Origin of the sequence: Oceanirhabdus sp. W0125-5, assembly GCF_027938815.1 — a bacterium.
Taxonomy (GTDB): domain Bacteria; phylum Bacillota; class Clostridia; order Clostridiales; family Clostridiaceae; genus Oceanirhabdus.
Map to the genome: position 1 here is coordinate 4,084,026 of NZ_CP115913.1, position 21,759 is coordinate 4,105,784.

23 protein-coding genes are annotated in these 21,759 nt (G+C 30.4%); 4 read left to right on the forward strand and 19 right to left on the reverse strand.

Features of this window, described 5'->3' with window-relative positions; genetic code table 11:
- Positions 1-104: 104 nt before the first annotated feature.
- Complete coding sequence (locus OW730_RS18995) at positions 105-1,205, forward strand: CotS family spore coat protein (protein WP_271225625.1); 1,101 nt, start codon at positions 105-107, stop codon at positions 1,203-1,205.
- A 243-nt stretch (positions 1,206-1,448) separates the two neighbouring features.
- On the opposite strand, the gene OW730_RS19000 is transcribed toward OW730_RS18995, so the two are convergent.
- The 19 genes from OW730_RS19000 to prmA form a co-directional block, all read right to left on the reverse strand.
- Entirely contained in the window at positions 1,449-1,913 is a 465-nt protein-coding gene (locus OW730_RS19000; protein ID WP_271225626.1) for a VOC family protein, read from the reverse strand.
- A gap of 17 nt (positions 1,914-1,930) precedes the next feature.
- On the reverse strand, positions 1,931-2,188 hold the full coding sequence (locus tag OW730_RS19005; protein ID WP_271225627.1) for a hypothetical protein: 258 nt from the start codon (positions 2,186-2,188) through the stop codon (positions 1,931-1,933).
- Between the two features lie 212 nt (positions 2,189-2,400).
- Positions 2,401-5,025, reverse strand: a complete 2,625-nt coding sequence (gene ppdK, locus OW730_RS19010; protein WP_271225628.1) for a pyruvate, phosphate dikinase — start codon at positions 5,023-5,025, stop codon at positions 2,401-2,403.
- Between the two features lie 359 nt (positions 5,026-5,384).
- The gene (locus tag OW730_RS19015) at positions 5,385-6,020 is read right to left on the reverse strand and encodes a helix-turn-helix transcriptional regulator (protein ID WP_271225629.1); all 636 of its coding nucleotides are present in this window, start codon (positions 6,018-6,020) and stop codon (positions 5,385-5,387) included.
- A gap of 211 nt (positions 6,021-6,231) precedes the next feature.
- Positions 6,232-6,867 (reverse strand): DUF4342 domain-containing protein, encoded by a 636-nt coding sequence (locus tag OW730_RS19020; protein WP_271225630.1) that lies wholly within the window; start codon positions 6,865-6,867, stop codon positions 6,232-6,234.
- A 13-nt stretch (positions 6,868-6,880) separates the two neighbouring features.
- Positions 6,881-7,639, reverse strand: coding sequence for a DNA repair protein RecO (gene recO, locus OW730_RS19025; RefSeq protein WP_333781289.1), 759 nt, complete (start codon positions 7,637-7,639; stop codon positions 6,881-6,883).
- Positions 7,640-7,713: 74 nt separating this feature from the next.
- Complete coding sequence (era, locus tag OW730_RS19030) at positions 7,714-8,601, reverse strand: GTPase Era (RefSeq protein WP_271225631.1); 888 nt, start codon at positions 8,599-8,601, stop codon at positions 7,714-7,716.
- An 8-nt stretch (positions 8,602-8,609) separates the two neighbouring features.
- Positions 8,610-9,020, reverse strand: coding sequence for a cytidine deaminase (locus OW730_RS19035; RefSeq protein WP_271225632.1), 411 nt, complete (start codon positions 9,018-9,020; stop codon positions 8,610-8,612).
- Positions 9,021-9,130: 110 nt separating this feature from the next.
- Entirely contained in the window at positions 9,131-9,835 is a 705-nt protein-coding gene (locus tag OW730_RS19040) for a diacylglycerol kinase (protein WP_271225633.1), read from the reverse strand.
- A 394-nt stretch (positions 9,836-10,229) separates the two neighbouring features.
- The gene (gene ybeY / locus OW730_RS19045; protein WP_271225634.1) at positions 10,230-10,733 is read right to left on the reverse strand and encodes an rRNA maturation RNase YbeY; all 504 of its coding nucleotides are present in this window, start codon (positions 10,731-10,733) and stop codon (positions 10,230-10,232) included.
- Positions 10,730-12,907 (reverse strand): HD family phosphohydrolase, encoded by a 2,178-nt coding sequence (locus OW730_RS19050; RefSeq protein WP_271225635.1) that lies wholly within the window; start codon positions 12,905-12,907, stop codon positions 10,730-10,732. Before OW730_RS19050 ends, ybeY begins: the two co-directional genes overlap by 4 nt.
- Before the next feature lie 17 nt (positions 12,908-12,924).
- Entirely contained in the window at positions 12,925-14,151 is a 1,227-nt protein-coding gene (yqfD, locus tag OW730_RS19055; RefSeq protein ID WP_271225636.1) for a sporulation protein YqfD, read from the reverse strand.
- Positions 14,132-14,401 carry a sporulation protein YqfC gene (gene yqfC / locus OW730_RS19060; protein WP_271225637.1) on the reverse strand — a complete coding sequence of 90 codons (270 nt, stop codon included), beginning with the start codon at positions 14,399-14,401 and terminating at the stop codon, positions 14,132-14,134. Before yqfC ends, yqfD begins: the two co-directional genes overlap by 20 nt.
- 172 nt (positions 14,402-14,573) lie before the next feature.
- A complete protein-coding gene (locus OW730_RS19065; RefSeq protein ID WP_271225638.1) occupies positions 14,574-15,020 on the reverse strand; it encodes a GatB/YqeY domain-containing protein in 447 nt (148 codons plus the stop codon).
- Between the two features lie 20 nt (positions 15,021-15,040).
- Positions 15,041-15,217, reverse strand: coding sequence for a 30S ribosomal protein S21 (gene rpsU, locus OW730_RS19070; RefSeq protein WP_271225639.1), 177 nt, complete (start codon positions 15,215-15,217; stop codon positions 15,041-15,043).
- Positions 15,218-15,341: 124 nt separating this feature from the next.
- The gene (locus OW730_RS19075; protein ID WP_271225640.1) at positions 15,342-15,686 is read right to left on the reverse strand and encodes a histidine triad nucleotide-binding protein; all 345 of its coding nucleotides are present in this window, start codon (positions 15,684-15,686) and stop codon (positions 15,342-15,344) included.
- 355 nt (positions 15,687-16,041) lie between these two features.
- Positions 16,042-17,334: a tRNA (N(6)-L-threonylcarbamoyladenosine(37)-C(2))-methylthiotransferase MtaB gene (gene mtaB / locus OW730_RS19080; RefSeq protein WP_271225641.1), complete on the reverse strand. Its 1,293-nt coding sequence runs from the start codon at positions 17,332-17,334 to the stop codon at positions 16,042-16,044.
- Positions 17,335-18,096 carry a 16S rRNA (uracil(1498)-N(3))-methyltransferase gene (locus tag OW730_RS19085; protein WP_271225642.1) on the reverse strand — a complete coding sequence of 254 codons (762 nt, stop codon included), beginning with the start codon at positions 18,094-18,096 and terminating at the stop codon, positions 17,335-17,337.
- Positions 18,097-18,112: 16 nt separating this feature from the next.
- Positions 18,113-19,051, reverse strand: coding sequence for a 50S ribosomal protein L11 methyltransferase (gene prmA, locus OW730_RS19090; protein ID WP_271225643.1), 939 nt, complete (start codon positions 19,049-19,051; stop codon positions 18,113-18,115).
- Between the two features lie 677 nt (positions 19,052-19,728).
- Here prmA and OW730_RS19095 point away from each other — a divergent pair.
- The 3 genes from OW730_RS19095 to OW730_RS19105 are packed head-to-tail and all read left to right on the forward strand — an operon-like array spanning position 19,729 to position 21,612.
- Positions 19,729-20,112, forward strand: a complete 384-nt coding sequence (locus OW730_RS19095) for a GntR family transcriptional regulator (protein ID WP_271225644.1) — start codon at positions 19,729-19,731, stop codon at positions 20,110-20,112.
- Entirely contained in the window at positions 20,109-20,975 is an 867-nt protein-coding gene (locus OW730_RS19100) for an ABC transporter ATP-binding protein (protein ID WP_271225645.1), read from the forward strand. The genes OW730_RS19095 and OW730_RS19100 overlap by 4 nt, the downstream gene beginning before the upstream one ends.
- Positions 20,965-21,612 carry an ABC-2 transporter permease gene (locus OW730_RS19105; RefSeq protein ID WP_271225646.1) on the forward strand — a complete coding sequence of 216 codons (648 nt, stop codon included), beginning with the start codon at positions 20,965-20,967 and terminating at the stop codon, positions 21,610-21,612. The genes OW730_RS19100 and OW730_RS19105 overlap by 11 nt, the downstream gene beginning before the upstream one ends.
- Positions 21,613-21,759 lie beyond the last annotated feature (147 nt).

Genomic DNA, 21,759 nt, shown 5'->3' on the forward strand with positions numbered 1-21,759 from the left:
AAAAACTTTTTCAATTTCCTAAAGAATAAAAAAAACATCATAATGCTTAGAGAAAATTAATATGCTTAAATAGATACTAATTTCATTATCATTGAGGTGTTACTATGTCTAAAAAAATTCCAGATAGAAATTCTAAATTATTATCAGAAGAAAATGTTCGTTTAAATATATTACCCTCTTATGGATTAACTAATTGTAATATTGAGCAAATTAAATTTAAAGACTCCCTAAAACAAAGAGCCGTTTATAAAGTATCAGAAAGTAGCACCAAAAAGTATTGCTTAAAAAAAGTATACTATGGGATTGGTGAGTTACTATTTACATATTCAGCTGTAGAATGGTGGAATAAGAAAGGAGTAAATGTACCGATTTTTATTCCAACAGCTTCAGGGGGAAGATTCATCTCTTATGAAAATATGTTATTTATACTCACACCATGGATTCATGGTTCAAAATTAGATTACGATAATTTAGATTCATTTATTGAGACAGGTAATAATTTAGCTTACATGCACAAAGTAGGTCAAAATTTCAAACCAATAAATGGTAGTACATTAAAAATGCAAAACAGCAATCCGTTCAAGTCTATAACTAAAAGGCATTTAACCTTAATTAACTATTATAATTCTGCGCTAAATTTAGAAGATACCTTCTCCAAGTTCTATATTAAATACTTTGATAAAATACTACAATTAAGTTTTATGGCTTATAAAATTTCTTCAACTATTAATTATTCCAATTTAACTACCTCACTTTGTCATATGGACTATGTTAATAAAAACATATTATTCGATAACAATAATAAAGTATGGGTAATAGATTTTGATAATTGCAAAATCACTCCAGTTGGAAATGATATTTGTCATTCATTGAGAAGATATCTAAAAAGAAGTTCTACTTTATGGAATTTTGATACCGCTCGCTTATGGCTGGAAATTTATAATAGAACTAATCCCTTGAATCATGATGATTTTAAATTCATTTATATGTCATTAGTATTCCCTCAAAAGATTTGGAAACTAACTAGGGATTATTATAAAAACTATAGAAAATGCAATAAAAATGCTTTTGCACATCTTCTTGAACAATCTTTAGCTACAATTGATACTAAAATTACTTTTGCATTAGACTTCGAGCTTGAACTTGATCATTTAGTATCAGCATTTAAAAATTCACCTAAGTTCTTTATTGATTTATCAAATTAGAACTTTCACTTATTTTATCTTCTGTAAAATATTGAACTTATTGTTCAGTATTTTATTTAAATAATATATTGTTCTTTATAAATAGCTCTCTTTTTTAAGATATTGTTGAAAACTTTTTTTGTATTATGAGCCTTATTCTACCAATGGTGCTCAAATATTTTTCAACATCTTTTTAAAAAAGAGAGCTATTTAAAATTATAACCTATGTAACTATACCCACCTTACAGATATATCCATGTTCTACTATATACATGATTTCACATAATCAACTGATACATCCATTCTTGCAGCAGTTTCTTCAATTGATAGACCATCATTTAAAAATCTTCTGACAACCATAACCATATTTTCTCCAACTTCAATAATATGCTTATTAGGGTCATAGAAACGGATAACACGCTGTCCCCATGAGTGTTCTACCACACCATGTACATAGTTAAGATCTTTAGTGTCATTCAGCTTTTTAATAAAACCATCAAAATCATCTTCTTCAAAATACAGCTCTGATGCATTTCCACCAAAGGCAATTTCATTATCATCTTTATGAATAAAAGTTGACCATGTATCTTTTGTTTGTAATGCTATACCACCTGTTAAAGTTACATTTGCACCAAAATCAACAATCACTTCTAAACCAAGCACTTCATAATAAAACCTCTTTGACTTTTCCATATTCGAAACAACTATCATCGGATTTAAAAATTTCATTGTACCCCTCCTTAATTCTATAATCCTATTACTGCTTTCAATCCCATGTAATTACCAGCTTTAGGGAACCCTTTTTTAACTATATCTTGGAACACCTCAGTAAAACCATAATTTTTTAGCTTATTTATATCTACCATTTTCACGTCATGTATTGGATTTTTATCAAACTCATTTGTAGAAGGCCTGTTGGATGATACCTTTTGTTTAACCAATAAGATTTTTTTATCTTCTATTAATAAACCAGTAACCCTAATTTGAAATAAATTATTGTTCATTTTATAACCTCACCCGATTGCACTTCTCATTTACTTCACATTTAATAGATATGTATTTCAATTAAACTACAATGTTTCATTCCAAAATGAAACGAGTACCCACTATTCTCATAGTAACAATAAAATTATAATTTGACAGAGTGAAATGTCAATCGCTTTCTACTTTCAATTTTCAACTAAAAGAAGCATGCGAATGCATGCTTCTTTATACACTATCTTTTATTCTTAATTTGTGCGTGTGCAGCAGCTAATCTTGCTATTGGAACTCTAAATGGAGAACAAGATACATAATCAAGTCCAACATTATGACAGAATTCTATTGAAGCAGGATGCCCACCGTGCTCACCACAGATACCTAATTTAATATCAGGTCTTGTAATTCTTCCTAACTCAGCTGCCATTTTAACTAATTTACCTACCCCAGTTTGATCTAATTTAGCAAATGGATCACTCTCATAGATAGTATTATCATAGTAATATGGTAAGAACTTACCAGCGTCATCTCTTGAGAATCCAAATGTCATCTGAGTTAAATCATTAGTACCAAATGAGAAGAACTCTGCTTCTTTTGCAACTTCATCAGCTGTTAAAGCAGCTCTTGGTATCTCAATCATTGTACCAACTTTATATTTTAAATCTGATCCTTCTCTTGCTATTATAGAATCAGCAGTTTTAGTAATAATTTCTTTAACAAACGCTAATTCTTTTCTTTCTCCAATTAATGGTACCATAATTTCTGGAACAATATCATATCCTTTATTTTTCTTAACTTCCATAGCAGCTTCAATTATTGCTGTAGTCTGCATTTCAGCAATTTCTGGATAAGATACTGCCAATCTACATCCTCTGTGTCCCATCATTGGATTGAACTCTTGAAGAGATTCAACAGTTTCTTTTAATTCTGCAAAACTTAATCCCATTTCTTCTGCTAATTCTTTAATATCCTCGTCTTCGTGAGGTAAGAACTCATGTAGTGGCGGATCAAGAAGTCTTATTGTAGCTGGTTTACCTTCTAATGCTTCATAGATTCCAATAAAATCTCCTTTTTGCATTGGAAGTAACTTTTCTAAAGCAGTTCTTCTTTGTTCTTCACTCTTAGCAACTATCATTTCTCTAACAGCGAAAATTCTTTCTTCTTCAAAGAACATGTGCTCAGTTCTACACAGTCCTATACCTTCTGCACCAAACTTAACAGCTTGAGCAGTATCTCTTGGATTATCTGCATTAGTTCTAACTTTTAAAGTTCTAACTTCATCAGCCCATGCCATGAAAGTACCAAAGTCTCCACCAATTTCAGGTTCAACAGTCTTTATTGATTCTCCATATATGTTTCCTGTAGAACCATCTAATGATATGAAATCACCTTTATTAAATGTCTTTCCACCTAATGTGAATACACCATCTTCTTCATCAATTTTTATATCTCCACAACCAGATACACAACAAGTACCCATTCCTCTAGCTACAACCGCTGCATGTGAAGTCATTCCACCTCTTACAGTTAGTATACCTTGAGCTGCTATCATTCCTTCAATATCCTCTGGAGTTGTTTCAAGTCTAACTAAGATTACCTCAGTTCCTTGTGCTTTCATTTCTTTAGCTTCTTCAGCTGAGAATACTACTTTACCACAGGCTGCTCCTGGTGAAGCTGGAAGCCCTTTTCCGATAGGAGTTGCTTTCTTTAACTCAACTCCATCAAAATTTGGATGTAATAGTGTATCTAACTGCTTTGGTTCTACTTTTAGTATAGCTTCTTCTTTAGTCAATAATCCTTCATCAACTAAGTCTACAGCTATTTTTAATGCTGCTTGCGCAGTTCTCTTACCATTTCTTGTTTGTAGGAAATATAGTTTTCCTTGTTCAATAGTAAACTCCATATCCTGCATGTCTTTATAGTGATTCTCTAATCTATTTGTAATTTCTAAGAATTGCTTATACACTTCAGGATTATCCTGTTCTAATTGTGTTATTGGATTAGGAGTTCTAATACCTGCAACAACGTCTTCACCTTGAGCATTCATTAAATACTCACCATACATCATTTTCTCACCTGTAGATGGGTTTCTTGTAAATGCAACACCAGTACCTGAAGTTTCTCCCATATTACCAAAGGCCATTCTTTGAACATTTACAGCTGTTCCCCATTCAGATGGTATATCATTTAATCTTCTATATACAATAGCTCTTGGATTATCCCATGATCTAAATACAGCTGTTACTGCTTCTAACAATTGTGTTTTAGGATCTTGTGGGAAATCAACACCTTTTTCTTCTTTATAATAATCTTTAAACATTACAGTGATTTCTTTTAAATCATCTGCTGATAATTCTGTATCTAGTTTTAAATCTTTCTTTTCTTTTACTTCATCAAGTATTCTTTCAAACTTACTCTTTTCAATTCCCATAACAACATCTGAGAACATTTGAATAAATCTTCTGTAACAGTCATATGCAAATCTTGGATTATTAGTTAAAGCAGCAAGCCCTTCAACAGCTTCATCATTTAATCCTAAGTTAAGAACAGTATCCATCATACCTGGCATAGAAACTCTAGCACCAGATCTAACTGATAACAATAATGGATCATTTTTATCTCCAAATTTCTTACCAGTAACTTTTTCTACCTCTGAGAGTGCACTATTGATTTGCTCAATAATCTCATTAGAAAAAACTTTTCCATCTTCATAGTACTTGTTACAAGCATCAGTTGAAACTGTAAACCCTTCTGGTACCGGTACTCCTAGTTTTGTCATTTCAGCTAAGTTAGCACCCTTACCCCCTAAAAGATTTTTCATACTTTTGTCAGCTTCACTGAAAAGGTATACGTATTTTTTCATTCTTTCCACTCCTTCTTGTTATGCTCTTATTGTCTAAATATATATATATATAATAATTACTAGCAGTTTTTATATGTAAATTTCATTGCTCAAAGCGTATAATTGGGAAACTTTGATCAATTCCATTCACTTTCGGTGGAATATTTTAAATTTAATTATATTTCTAATTTTTCTGTAAATTCAAACTATTCTTTTGTGCCTATAATTATTCTTAAGCTGATACCATTTTAACAAAATTTTATAATAAATTCAATGATATTCCATATTTTTTTACGAAAAGGCAAAATTATTTCAAAAAAACAAAAAAGTTTCAATGATAAGCTATATCTTTTAATGTAGCTATCATTAAAACTCTCTAATTATTTTTCTTCACATAAATCGATTAATATTTTTGTTATATTTGTTTTAGATATTTTTCCAATAACATGGAATCCATCTTTATCTGACTCCTTATCAATTACAGGTAAACTATCAATTTGGTGTTCAATTATTTTTTTTGCCGCTTCATAAACACTCTCATCTTTAGTTGTATAAACAATATTAGGCATTCTTGTCATAATAATTCCTAATGGAACCTTATGTAAGTCAGATCCACCCATTGCAATTTTCAAGAAATCTTTTCTTGAAACCACTCCTACAAGTTTGCCATCATTTTCTACATAAAGTGTTCCAGTATCATTTAAGAAAAGCGTAACAATGCCGTCATATACCCATTCATCCTCATTAAGTAATACAGCCTTTGTCATAACCTTTTTAACCTTAGTTTTGTTTAAGTAGTCATACAATACAGAATAAGAGGGTTTATTCGCATAAATGTATCCAACCTTAGGTTTGGCGTCTAAAATTCCACTCATTGTCAATATTGCTAAATCAGGTCTAAGTGTAGCTCTTGTAACATTAAGCTTTGAAGCAATTTGCTCACTTGTTATGGGTTGATTTTCTTTTACCAGATCTATAATTTGTTCTTGTCTCGATGTTAACCTCATTTTCTTCACCCTCTTCCTATTAATCCAGAAAACTCATATTATAATAATATTTATAATATATTATATCATGGTTAACATAGTTTTTTCACTTATTTTAAGTAATTTTACATAATATATTGTGTTTTTTTTCGCAATAATACTATTATATATTGAAAAATTACATATTAATAACAAAAATAAAGCAGCTGAGCTGCTTTATTATGTCATTAATGTAATTTTTTTATTTTTCCTCATTGTTTGCGCTTTTTTCTGCATCCTCTGTCACTTCTTCTGTCAAGCTAATTTCAATTTCCTCTTCAATTTCTTCTTCATTAACTTCTTCATTAACTTCTTCAGATTCTTCACAGTCACACTCACAATTTTTTTTCATAAATTTATCTTTCACTTCTTCTGCTGTTTCATTTACTTTATTAGCTATATCATTTGCAACATTTTTGATTATTGTGTTCACTACTTCAACACTTCCGTCATTCTTTGTTATCTCAATAGTTACTGATGATATAATTGCAGTAAATATACCTGCAGCTGCTAATAATGGTGAAATTAATGTAAACATCCCTACTGCTAACCCAGCATTAACTGGAAGATCAACAAGAATTCTATCATCTTTCTTTATCTTGATTCTAGTTACATTACCTTTTCTAATAGTTTCTTTTATCCAATCCTTAAATTCTTCAGCAGTCGCAGTAAATTCTGATATAACATTTTTCTTATCTTTCTTTGAACGATTCTCAATGTATATTAGTGATTCTATTACATCACCTTCACAAAGAATTAAAATATCTCTACTTTCAGCGTAAGAAATACCCGTTCTCTCTCTGATTAAATCAATTTTCTCTAGAGTAATTTCAGCCATATAATTCACTCCTTTATAAAAAATTTAACATATCTAAACTCTTAGGTCTTCTAGAACAAATTTCATTCAAATACACATTTGTTATAAAAGCAATTTCTTTTTTAGCTTCTGTCAATGCATTTATTCTATAGATTTTCTCTATAGGAAACTTCAATAAAGCTCTAAGAGTTGTAAAACAAATTAATGATACTTCTTTAAAGGAATAATTACACTCTTTACATACAAAACTAAAATTCCTATTGTTAAAATAAATTTTATTATTAAAGCTAGCACCACATTCGCTGCATCTATCAACATTAACATGGTACCCCATGGAACTAATTAACTTTAATTCAAAACTTCTTATTAACAACTCAATATCTCCAACAGAATTTTTAATTAAATAAAGAGCTTTAATAGCATTCTCAAAAACCTTAAAATTCTTTTCATTCTCTGGGATACTTAAATTTATAAGTTCGCAAATATATGAAGAATATGCTATTGTTTCAAAATCTCTTAATAAATCCTGAAATGAATCAATTATTATTCCTTCATTTAAAAAATATGCACTTTTTCCCTTATATATACTATAGTTCCCAAAACATAATCCCTGAATAAGGCTTGTAAGTTTACTATTCTTTTTTCTAGCACCACGAGCAATAACACTAATTTTACCAAGTTTCTCTGTATACATCCAAACAATTTTATCATTTTCTTTTATATCAAATGAATTTAAAACAATGCCTCTACTATTAATAATGCTCAGAAAATCATCCCCTGTTGAATATATTATAAACCTTAATCATATAAAATTCTCAAATTTTCTGTGAATTTACTGTGAATTTTACCAGCTGAACTATTCTTTCTCTATTCTTTATAACCTAACTCCCTAAGTAAGAACGGACTATCTCTCCACTCTTCCTTAACTTTAACCCATATTCTAAGGTATACTTTAGCATCTAAGAACTTTTCAATATCTTGTCTTGCATATGTAGATATTTTTTTAAGCATTGCACCATTCTTTCCTATGATTATACCTTTGTGACTACTCTTTTCACATAACATATTTGCTTCAATCTTATATGTCCCTTTTTCAGTTGTCTTCATAGAAAGGATTTCAACAGCTATACCATGAGGTACTTCTTGTTCTAAAAGTCTAAGAGCTTTTTCTCTGATTATCTCCATAACAATAAAACGTTCTTGTCTGTCAGTAATCATATCTTCCGGATAATATCTAGGCCCTTCTGGCATGTAATCAACCATTAATTGTATTAATGTATCAACATTATTGCCATTGATGGCTGAAATCGGCACGATCTCTTTAAATGGATATGCTTCTGAGTATGCAGTTATTGTTTCTGCAATTTCCTCTGGAGTTGATTTATCAGTTTTATTTATAAGTAAAAATACAGGAACATTTTTACCTTTTATGTTATCAAGAATAAATTGATCACCTTTACCTACTTTACTTTGCGGTTCTGTTATAAAAACTAGTAAATCAACATCTCCAACTGATTCTGTTGCCATTTTAACCATTTCACTGCCAAGTTTATTTTTAGGCTTATGAAGTCCTGGCGTATCAACAAATATCAACTGCGCTTCGTCACCTTTATTATAGATTGACATAATATTATTTCTTGTAGTTTGTGGTTTACTAGAAACTATACTTAATTTTTCCCCAATTATACGATTAGTTAATGTGGATTTACCAACATTTGGTCTTCCAATTATACTTACGAATCCAGATTTAAACATGTAGCCTCCTAAATTTCTTTATTTTTATCAAGATCTTCCTTTGTAAATGTACCTGGTAATATCTCGTCTAAAGTTTTTACAATGTATTCTTCTTCATTCTTTACAATTATAACAGTAAGATCTTTACTTCCAAACTCACTCATAACCTGTCTGCATATCCCACATGGATAAGTAAACTCTTTATCACTTCCAATTAGAGCTATTGCTTTAATCTTAGTATGTCCTTCACTTACAGCCTTAAAAATCGCTGTTCTCTCAGCACAATTAGTAGCTCCAAAAGATGCATTTTCAATATTACATCCAGTAAACACTTTATCATCTGCAGTAAGAACTGCAGCCCCTACTTTAAAATTGGAATAAGGTGCATAAGCCCCCTCTTTTGCTTTTATAGCTTCCAATACTAGGTTCTTGTAATCCATATTATTCCTCCTAAATATCTACTTTCTATTAATAGTGTGTTATCATTATATCATTAATAGCCATCTTTTCAATGATTTTTTTATAATAGAAGTATCTTTTCAACTAATTTCTACACTAAAGTTAGCAATCCAAGTATTATTATAGTGATAAGAATTCCCAAAATCCCTCCTACTGAAACTTCTACTATGCTGTGAATACCACTCTCAACTCTACATTCCGCAACGATAATTGCTAAAAGATAACTAAGAATAATAACACTTATTGCACCACTATACAAACTTATTATTGTAGCTATAGTAAAAGCTATAGCACTATGTCCACTAGGCATCCCCCCTTGCATGGGTGTTCCTCTTCCTATACATATTTTTAAAATTATTATAATAATAACTAAAGAGACAATTATTAATGTTATGATATATAATTGATTTCCTACAAGTTTTTCTAGAGATAGCTTTTCATGTTTCAAAATCGCATTCCCAAAAATAATAATTCCAATAATACCCGAAATAAGAGCAGTAATTAATACCCCACCTGCTGCTATATCTTTAGCAGCTTTTATGTACACTTTAAATTCTCCAGTAATACCATCACATAACTTTTCAATTGCAGTATTTATCAATTCCCCACCTAATACCATACCTATACACAAAAGTGTTATTAAAAACTCAACCTTGCTTATCTGAAATACAATCCCCAAAATAATTACTAAAATCGATACAACAGTATGAACTTTAAAATTTCTTTCATTCATAAAAGCCCATCTTATTCCCTTTATAGCATAATTAAAACTCTCCAAAAGATTTCTACTTTTCATAAATACCCCCAACATTTAATCATTTCTTTAGATAAATAATTTTCTATCCGTAAAAAATTTGTTAATTTAAACTGTTTAAAACAAACGTACAGTTGAAAGTGGACAGTGGACAACGAAGGATGATTCTGACTCAGGTCAGAATCCACATTATGTTATTCTTTAGAACAATATAATTTCTCTCATTTTATCTTAAGATAAAATATTGTATTTATAGTGCAATATTTAATCTAAATGAAACAAACAAACCATTATTGTTCCTTAGACAATAAGATTAAAATTTCTCGGAGAGAAATATCAGTCGTTGTCAACTGTCCATTGTCCACTGTCAACTATGTTTTTCTTTTTAGCTTCCTCAAGAACAAAACCCCAGAAAAACCTGCGGTTTTTTCTGGGGTTATTCTCTAGGAATATTAAGCTCTTCCAATAACTCTTCTTCTCTTTTTCTCATCTTTCTCTTATCATCTTCATTCATATGATCATATCCTAAAAGATGCAGAACTGAATGAATTACTAAATATGCACTTTCCCTTTTAAAAGAATGACCATATTCTTCACTCTGTTCCTTGCATTTATCAAGAGATAGTACGATATCACCTAGAACAAGTGCATCTCCGTCAAAATAACTATCGTCAAATGAGTTAATATCATATAATTCTTTAAAAACTTTCCCCTCTTCATATTCTATACATGGGAATGATAAAACATCTGTAGCTTTATCTATCCCCCTATTATCTTTATTGATATTTCTTATCTCCTCATTGTTAACCAATGTAACACTCACTTCATAGTCAAAGTCTATTTCTTCTTCTTTAAGAGCAAATTCAATAGCTCTTTCAATTGTATGGAGTATCTCTTCTTGAATTTCAAAATTTTCATAATTATTTTCTATGTATATCATTTCTTTAACTCTTCTCCTTTTTCGTTAGTTTTATTATTAACTAATTTTGGGTATTCTATTCTTTGATGATAAATGCCTCCTAACCCCTTTAGAAATGCCTCTTTTATTTTTGTTAGATCTTTTAGTGTCAAATCACAATTATCCAATTGCCCATCATTAAGTCTTCCCTTAATAATATTAGAAACCATTTCTTCTATTTTTTCTTTTGTTGGATTATTTATTGATCTCACAGCGGCTTCCACTCCATCGGCAAGCATAACTATAGCAGCCTCTTTACTGCTAGGAATTGGCCCTGGATATCTAAAATCTTCTTCTTTCACCTCATCAGGATTATCACTGGTATTTTTCATTGTTATGTAAAAATACTTCACTAAAGATACACCATGATGCTGTTCAATTATATCTTTAATAGCCATTGGCAACTTATACTCCTTAGCCAACTCAACTCCATCCTTTACATGCGAAGTAATGATTAATGTACTAAGATTAGGAGTAATATTATCATGAGGATTTTCTCCCCTTTGGTTTTCTTTAAAAAAGTAAGGTCTCTTTATTTTTCCAATGTCATGGTAGAACGCCCCAACTCTAGCTATTATGGAGTTTGCTCCTACTGCTTGAGCTGCCATTTCACATAAATTTCCCACTAATACACTGTGATTATACGTTCCTGGCGCTTCCATAAGCAGTTTCTTTAATAGAGGATGATTAGGATTTGATAACTCTAAAAGTTTAACATTAGTTACAATATCAAAAATACTCTCTAAAAAAGGTAAAAAACCAATACTTAAAATCCCCGCAATAAGCGCTCCTAGAAAAACAAATAAACAATTAGCCAGTATTGTTATAATATCAAAATTTTGATTTATTAGCTGCATTCCACCAATAAGAAATGAATTTATTATACCAATTAAGAATGCAGTAAATAATATATCATTTCTCTGTTCCATATTTTTAAGAAGTGTTGCACCTAAAACCGCACTAATAAAAACAACTATGCTCATGGAAATGTCCAACCCAGCTGCAGTTATAATAAATGCACTATTAATAACACTTATAGTAATTGCAATATTGTGTTTTATTAAGAGAGCTAACAACATTGGTGCAAATGCTACAGGAATAATAAATGGTGAAATTAATACAATACTTCTACATAAAACCAGAGATATAATATTAATTACACTTATTAGAATTAAAAGTTTGTTATTAAAAAACACCTCTTTTTCAAACCTATAAATATATATCCATTGTGCAGCAATTATTATAATCACCATAACAGCGATGCTAATATAAGAAAGACCACCAGTCCCTCCACTACCACTAAGAAGATTTAACTCCTTTAAAATCGCTATTTGAGCCTCAGTAACAACATCTCCATCTTCAATTATGTATTGTCCTTTTCTAACTTTAATAGGCATAACATCTTCCCTAGCCTGTTGTCTCAATAATTCTGTCTTTTTTGCATCATATACAAGATTAGCTCTAACCATTAAATATGATATTGATTTACCTAATTCTTTTACAGACTTTGAAAAGGTTGATTTATTGAAATAGGACTCTATATTTCTCTCTGCATTCACAAGATCATCAGGCTTTATCATTGTTTTACCAGTCTGTTCATCCTTAATCTCATTAATATTTGCAGTCTCATATAAATTATTCATCAAATCAATTATAAATATTTTAAGGTCATTAGAGACTTTTGGTGAAAGATTAAGTAACAAGGTAAAATCCTCATCAGATAGTTTTACCAATGAAATATTTTTAAGTTGTTGAAGTTTTTGATATATTAACGCCTCTTCAAAATCCCCGCTACTCTGCTCTATCTTTTGAATTTGCATTTCAGTAAGTTTTACATCTCTATTAACCTCAATAACTTTTGAAAAAAGATCTTCTATACTCTGACTTGTTTCCATTTTTACATTGGTTTTATATGAAGTAACATCTTTAACCTCTGCAGCTGTTTTTTCTCTTAGTTTTTCTGTAGTTATTTCATCAGTAACGTCATAGGGAGCCTTGATACTCACGTCTGATATACTGCCTACCCTTAAATTATATTTTTGCGGACCCAGTGACGTTAATAACACTAAAAAGGTAGCGATAATCGTTACCAAAAGAATTATTCCTTTTTTTGTGTTATCCTTGTTTAATATATTATTAAAAAATGATTTACTCATTCTTTTCCCACCCTACATCATAAGTTTTGTTTTAGCCATCTTTCATATTCTATTCTTCTTTTCTCTTTTAAAATAGTCATAATTTCATTTAACTGCGATTCATCAAAAGCTTTTTTTGTGGCTATATCTTCTTCTACAATTACAACAACCCACACCTTATATCCATCATCAAACTCTTCATACTCCTTTAAAACATCCACTTTTTTGCAATTCTTGTATAGGTATTTATCAATATCTTTTTCCATGCTTGAGTAAATATTCTCTATATACTTATCTATGTCCTCTATCTTTTCTGTTTTTTTCTTAGTTTCATAATATGTAATTTTGCTAAATGGACCATTTATATCTATTATTTTATCATAATTATTAAACTTATTTAAATTATTTATTAGATAAATTTTCTTATTAAACAGCGTAAAATACAATTGAACAGCTTTTTTACCAGTTCTCATTAAAATTTCTTGTTCTTTCTTAACTATTTCACTTCTCTCATAAAAAGTCTTTGCAACAACTCTTCCTTGAGAATGAACCAAATATTCTTTACCTTCTTTACCTTGTATTGCCGCAATCAGTATGTCTCCTTTTTTAACAATATCTCCAGGCTCAACAACAATCTCCCCTTCAGCCGAATATATCCTTGATATAACGCCATCTTTTGAAGCAACAATACTACAAGGCTCCCTTTCTTCTAATGGCCTAAAAAGCTCTTCTCGTTCCTTTAAACGCACAATCAACTTTCCCCCCATCAATTGAGCATCTACCCACTCTATCCCCTCATTACTTTCTCTTACAATCTTTTCAACATGATTAAGATCTATACTTCCTTTCTTCATCCCCTTATACACATTATTATCATTAAGTATTTCTTTTATTTCAAATGGAGAAATATATTTTTCACTAACTACATTAATCTCCCAAACAATTGAATTCAAAACCCAAATAGTGCATAGGAAAAATATAAAACCTATTACAAAGGATATCCGCCCTTTATAGTTTTCAAGTATCTTGCCAATACCACTCCTCCATATAATTTCAACTTTACAATTATATGATATTGCTCTATTCTTCACTTGAGAAACAACTCTCTCATCAACAGTTAATGTTACACAATTAAATTCTCTTTTCCTAACCTTTATAAATTTAATCCCATCTTCGATTAGGGAATTAATGAACCCCTCTAAATTATACCCATATACCTTAACCTTAATTTTACCACCATTAGCATTATTCTTTATCTTCAACATATCTAATCCCCTTAAATGTTCCATTCAACACAATCGTTAATGAACTAATATATTTTATTTCAAGATCTTTACCATCAACTCTTATTAATCCAACAGAGCTATTAAATTCGATTCTTGTATCACTTAAATACTTAATCCCTTTATGATTTTCAATCATAATCTCTTCTTGACCTTTAATAATAATATTAGGTATTGATGTTGCAGCTTCTTTAGGTATATTCAGAGCTTCAATAACTTTATTCTTATCCAAATTACTCATTCCTCCCAAATAATGTTTCATAATAACTTTATGAAAACCAGAAGGATTTAATTACTACTCATTAAAAATTTATAAAATAAAAAAAACACTCGAAGAGTGCGCTTTTAACTCTTTTTTATTTTATTCAAAAAAATAAAAAAGACTCAGTATAAAACTGAGTCTATTATCTGTTTAAAACTTCTCTAACAATTTCATTTACAAGCTTACCATCCGCTTTTCCTTTTGTTTGTGGAATTACCGCACTCATAAGCTTACCCATGTCTTTCATGCTATTTGCTCCTATTTCGTCTGCTACACTACTAACTATCATTAAAATTTCTTCGTCTGTCAACTGCTTTGGAAGGTACTGGATTAAGATATCAATCTCATCTTCAGCTTTTTTGATCAAATCATCTCTGTTTCCTTTTTTAAATTCCACAACAGAATCGCGTCTCATCTTTACTTCTTTAGCTATAATCTCCATAGCAGTTTGGTCATCAGCTTCGCCTTGACCACTCTTTTCATAATTCAATATAGCCGCTCTAACGTCGCTTAATACATTAGCAGTAAACCTGTCTCGCGCCTTCATGGCTGTTTTCCAATCGGCTATAAGACCTTCTTTCAAAGACATCAAATACCTTCTTTCACTGACTATTTTTTCTTTCTTCTTCTTGCAGCTTCTGATTTTTTCTTTCTTTTAACACTAGGTTTTTCGTAGTGCTCTCTTTTTCTTACCTCAGCTAAAACACCAGCTTTGGCACACTCTCTCTTAAATCTCTTAAGAGCGCTTTCTAGAGATTCATTTTCTCTTACTTTTACTTCAGACATAATATCCCTCCCTCCGCTAGCCTTTTTAATAATATAACAGATAATAAGGAATACATAGCACGACATATATTATATAATATTGTTAAGCTAACGTCAATACAATTTTTTTGATATCGTAAGTATTTTATCCAGGTGGCCATTGCAACTCACGTCCACCTAATAAATGGTAATGAATATGGAATACAGTCTGACCGGCTTCTATACCGCAATTAGTCACAATTCTATACCCAGATTTCTCAATTCCAAGCTTAGCAGCAATCTCTTTCGCTTTTAAAAATATATGCGAAACCACCTCAGCATTTTCCTCATTTATATCATTTATCATACTTATATGCTCTTTAGGAATAATCAAAACATGTACTGGCGCTTCAGGATTAATATCATTGAAGGCTAAAATTTTATCATCTTCATAAACTTTTTCACATGGAATTTCTCCATTGATTATTTTACAAAATATGCAATCATTCAAAATTCTCACCTCCTTAATCCCTTCTATTAGTATATTCTATTTACAAAAAAAATTTCCTTCTTTTTATAAACTTTTTTAAAAAAAGAAAAACACACTTAAATGAAATGGAGAATTGAGAATGTAGAATGGAGAATGATTGACATTTCACTCTGTGAAATTTTAATCTTATTGTTCCTTGAACAGTAGATTTTTACTCGTTTCATTTAAAATGAAACATTGTAAAAAGATACAATATTTTATCTTAAGATAAAATTAGTTAAAACCCATTGTTCTAAAGACCATAAGATGTAGTTTCTGACGTATGTCAGAAACATCCATCATTCTCCATTTTCCATTATACATTATCCATTTTATTTTACGCTTCACCAACGAGCGTATTATCTTCAACACTTAAAATGTTCACTTTTTCTATAGCTCCAATAATATTTTTATCACTCTTAGCATTTACTTTAAGGTAATTTTCTGTGTATCCTGTATAAATTCCCTCTGAAATTTCTTCTTCAAAAAGCACTTTTGCTTCAGTTCCTATGAATCTTTCCATGAACGTTCTTTCATTTTCATCATTAAGTTCAATAAGTCTTGCACTTCTTTCAGCTGAAACTTTTCCATCTACTTGATTTTCCATTTTAGCCGCTCTTGTCCCTGTTCTAGGTGAAAATCTGAATACATGAGTCTTCGCAAGCTTTAAATCTTTAAGGAATTCATATGTTTTTTCGAATTCTTCATGAGTTTCACCTGGGAATCCTACTATAACATCAGTAGTTATTGCAACTGTAGGCATTACTTCTCTCAATTTCTCAACACATTCTTTATACTGCTGCGCTGTATATTTTCTATTCATACGTTTCAGTGTTTCATCGCATCCACTTTGAAGTGATAAATGGAAATGAGGACACATTTTCTTTACTTTAGCCATTCTATTAATAATATCCTCTGTAAAGAAAGTTGGATCAATCGAACCTATTCTTATTCTTTCAATCCCTTCAATCTTGTCAATATCTTCTACTATTGTCATAAGGTCTATATCTTCTTTTAAGTCCACCCCATAAGATGCAGTGTGAATACCAGATAAAATTATTTCTTTGAAACCATTTTTACTTAACTCATTAGCTTCCTCTAGAATTAACTCTCTATCCTTACTACATACAGCCCCTCTTGCATACGGAATCAAGCAATAGGAACAAAAGTTATTGCACCCATCTTGAATTTTAAGGAAAGCTCTAGTCTTATCGCTATACTCTTCTATTTTTAACTTTTCAAACTTATTATTTTTAAGTACATCATTAACAACCACAAACTGCTTATGCTCATCAAGCACTCTGTTAACCCAGTACAATATCTCACTCTTATTTCTTGTTCCTAGGACAATATCAACGCCCTCAATCTCTTTAACCTCTTCAGAAGCTACTTGAGAATAACACCCAACAACAGCTACAATAGCATTTTCATTCTGTCTTTTTGCTCTTCTTATAAGCTGTCTTGATTTTTTATCACCTGTATTTGTTACAGTACATGTATTTATTACATACACATCTGCAAATTCATCATAATCTACAACTTGGAACCCATCTTTTTTAAATATCTCAAGCATAGCTTCAGATTCATAAACATTAACTCTGCATCCCAAGGTTGTAATAGCTACCTTCATTTATAAAATTCCTCCTAAGTCTCCTAATTCATACATAATAATACTTAATGCTGTAAAACCTGCAGTCTCAGTTCTTAATATTCTTTTACCAAGAGTAACAATTTTACATCCTTCTTCTGTGAGTTTATCTATCTCTTCTTCTTCAAACCCACCTTCTGGACCTATAATTATAGCGATTTTTTCAATATTTTCAATAGAATTATTATCTCTTAATTCTTTAAAAACTCCTTTAAGTCCAAAGTTTTCTTTGTTTTCATAAGGAACTACAACAAGATCATATTCTTTTAGACTCTCCAATAATTTAGAGAATTCTTTAGGTTCACTAATTTCAGGTATAAGAGTTCTCTTACTCTGTTTACATGCTTCTAGAGTAATCCTTCTCCATCTTTCAAGCTTCTTATCCCAATTTCCTTTTTCAACAACTACTCTTTCAGTCATAACTGGCGTAACACTATTGATTCCTAATTCAGTACACTTCTGACATATTAAATCCATCTTTGTACTCTTAGGCATACCTTGAAATAAATCAACCTGCACAGGGCTTTCGTTGTTTATTTCAAGTTCTTTAATAATACTGGCTAAGACTTGCTTTTTATTTACTTCTGTAAGCTCACAAAGGAACTCTTGACCTATAAGATTATTAACAACTACCTCATCGCCAACTTTTAATCTTAACACTTTAAAAATATGTTTGACATCTTCGCCTTCTATTTGAACCACGTTATCAATTATATCTTTATTCTCTACAAAAAACTTGTGCATATCAACTTTCACCCCTTTATTTCGCTATAATAGAGCACCATTCTCCATCTATAATTATATCAACTATGTCAAATCCACATTCTTCTAATTTATTCTTTACTTCTTCAGATCTAACTACTAATATTCCAGATGAAATAAATACTCCATCTTCCTTCATAAATGCTCTAACTTGCTCCCCAAGAAGCATAACTATATCAGCCATTATATTGGCAACTACTATGTCAGCCTTCCCTTTAACCACTTCCATAAGGTTACCATATAAAATTTCTACATTATCAATATTATTTAACTTAACATTTCTCTTAGCTGATTCTACAGCAATCTCATCAAGATCTACACCTACTGCCTTTTTAGCGCCTAACTTACTTGCTGCAATTGAAAGTATACCTGAACCTGTTCCTATATCAAAAACAACACTATCTTCGTTTACATGCTTCTCTAAAGCTCTTAAACACAATCTTGTTGTTTCATGGGTTCCTGTTCCAAAAGCCATTCCTGGATCCATCTCAAGAACAAGTTCATTCCCCTTAGCTGTATACTCTTCCCACTGAGGTTTAACAACTATTCTATCACTTATCTTAGTTGGCTTATAATATTTCTTCCATGTGTTCTCCCAATCTTCCTGGTTAACCTTCTCACTTAATACTTTTCCTCTTCCAATATCAAATCCATAGTTCTTTAATTCTTTAACACCTTTAGTTATATATTCTAAATGCTTAGAGAAATTTTCATCATCTTCAAAATATCCTTTTATTATTGCTGAGTCTTCCATCTCAAGAAGAGAATCTTCAAAATAATCATAACTTGTTGCAGTCTTATTAGCTTTAATTTCCTTTATCTCTTCAACATCCATTATAGAAACTCCCTGTAATCCACAAGTGTAAAATAATCCACTCACAGGTTCAACAGCTTCTGATGATGTAAGTACCGTTATTTCCATCCATTCTTTGTTCATATGTAACACTCCTAATTCTATTTTGATTAATAATTTGCTTTAGTTTTTCTTATTAATAGAGAAACTTCGTGAACTAGCGAAGCTAGTTTTAAAATAAATGTATAATGGATAATTGATAATGTATAATGATGGATGTTTCTGCATACGCAGAAACTACATTTTATTGGTCTTTAGAACAATAGTTTTTGACTCGTTTTGTCTTAAGACAAAATATTGTATATAAAATACAAAGTTTCATAGCAAATGAAACAAGTAATCCTATCATTGACCAATGACAATATAATTATAATTTCTCGGAGAGAAATGTCCTTCATTATACATTCTACATTATCAATTATACATTTCGTTTCTGAAGCACAATAGTTTCTTATTACGTATCATCGTTCATTTCTCTATTAATATTCGCTTTCCCAAGGAAACATATTTAATACATCTCTATGTATTATAATTCATATCCAAAATAAAGCCAAGAAAAACAAATTAATATAAATTAATATAGCTACTTGTGAAAATATTTTCTTATGAAATTCAACTAAATTTTTAAATCAGCTATAAGTTGCTTCAATTTATTTATTGTATTTTATTGACATTTTTGTTAATTAAATGTCTAATGTGTGTTGTGTATATGGTGTGTATGCACTAGATTAACAGTTAAAAACAAACAAAGGGGATTGCTAATGAAAATTATTGTTTCAAATGTTTCTGAACAGCCTTTATATCAGCAAATAAAAGATCAAATAAAATCCGCGATACTTCAAGGGGAATTAAAAGAAGGAGAATTGCTTCCTTCAATCAGAGGGCTGGCAAACGATTTACACGTAAGTGTTCTTACCACTAGAAGAGTCTATGACGAACTTGAAACCGAAGGTTTCATTACAACTAAAGTAGGAAAAGGTTCATTTGTAGCTTCAGAAAACCTTGAGCTTTTACAAGAATCCAAACGACGTATGGTTGAAGTACAACTTACAGAGGCATGGAAAACTGCGCAATCGCTTGGAATTTCTAAAAATGAACTTTATTCCATGATGGATTTATTATTTGTAGAGGAGGATACGAAATGAACAAGATTTTAGAAGTAAAGGGACTAAAAAAAGATTTTGATACCTTTTGCTTGGATAATGTAAGTTTTTCATTACGCGAAGGATGCATTACTGGTTTTATTGGTATAAACGGAGCTGGTAAAACCACAACCATAAAATCAATTCTTGGTTTAGTGTTAAAAGATGCAGGAAGTATTAAATTATTTGGAAAAGATATTCATAAAAATGAAGGTGAATTAAAGAATCATATAGGCTTAGTTCTTGATGAAGGATATTTTTATGAAGATATGACAGTGAAAGAAATGAAGAGTGTTATTGCTCCTGCATATTCAAATTGGGATGAATCAATTTTTAAAAGCTATATAAAACTCTTTCAGTTACAACTCAACCAGAAAATATCAACCTTGTCTAAAGGTATGAGAATGAAATTTGCTCTAGCTTTAGCACTTTCTCATCATGCAGACTTATTAATTATGGATGAGCCTACAAGCGGACTTGACCCATTAGTTCGCAGTGAGTTAATGAATATACTTTTGGAGTTTATGAAAGAAGATGGTAAAAGCGTATTTTTCTCCACTCATATTACCTCTGACTTGGATAAAGTAGCTGATGAGCTAATTCTTATTGATAAGGGTAAAATCATATTAAGAGATGAGAAAGATGTATTATTAGACACACACGGCTTTGTTAAGGGTGATAAAAAGATGCTTAATACCCACACCAGAAAACTATTTCTAGCATTAAACGAAACTGAATATTGCTTTGAAGGTGTGACTAACAATAAAAATGCTGTACGTGAACAAATGAATGGAGTTTTAATTGAAAGACCATCTATTGAGAATATCATGCTGTCATATATAGGAGGTAATAATGATGTTGCTTAATCTTGTGAAAAAAGATTTTGTACTTGCAAAAAAATATTTGTTAGTTTCCTTTATTTTTACAGTTGGAATACCCCTCTTTATAACTACTAAAATAAATTTTAATACTGGAGGTTTTTTAGAATTTTTTATTACAGTAATTTATATTGAGTATATGTTATTCAATACAGTATCTATGTCCGAAGATAAATATAAAGGCTCCGCACTACTTTGTACAACTCCATATACACGAAATAGATTAGTAAAAGCTAAATACTTATTTATCTTGGTAATTTTTCTTTCAATCTATATTATATATACAATTACAGCAATTCTAGCACCCTTAAGTATAGCTAATCTAAGTATTGTTACTGTTGGGAGGGTCCTTTTAATCACAAGTATTTTTTGGGGAATTCTTATACCGATTCAATATCAGTTTGGTTATGAAAAAACAAAATATATTGGATTTTGTTTTATTTTTATATCGCCTTTTGTAGTCCCTTATATAATAACATGTCTACAATCCAATAATATTAGTCTTAACCTTACACTTCCTTTTCCTCAAATTCTTCAAGATTTACTACCATACTTAATAGCACTTGTATTCGGATATATATCTATGCTTATTTCTATACACATTTATTCAAAGAAAAACTTATAAGAAAATATTAATAATCTTTAATAATAAAAGTATTAGGAGGTACGGATATGGGATTACTTAAATTTATTGCAGCTTTTATTGTATTATTCTTTTTGTTTAGAGGAATAAGGAAATTACTTAAAATATAAATCCTTTTTTTCAAAAAAA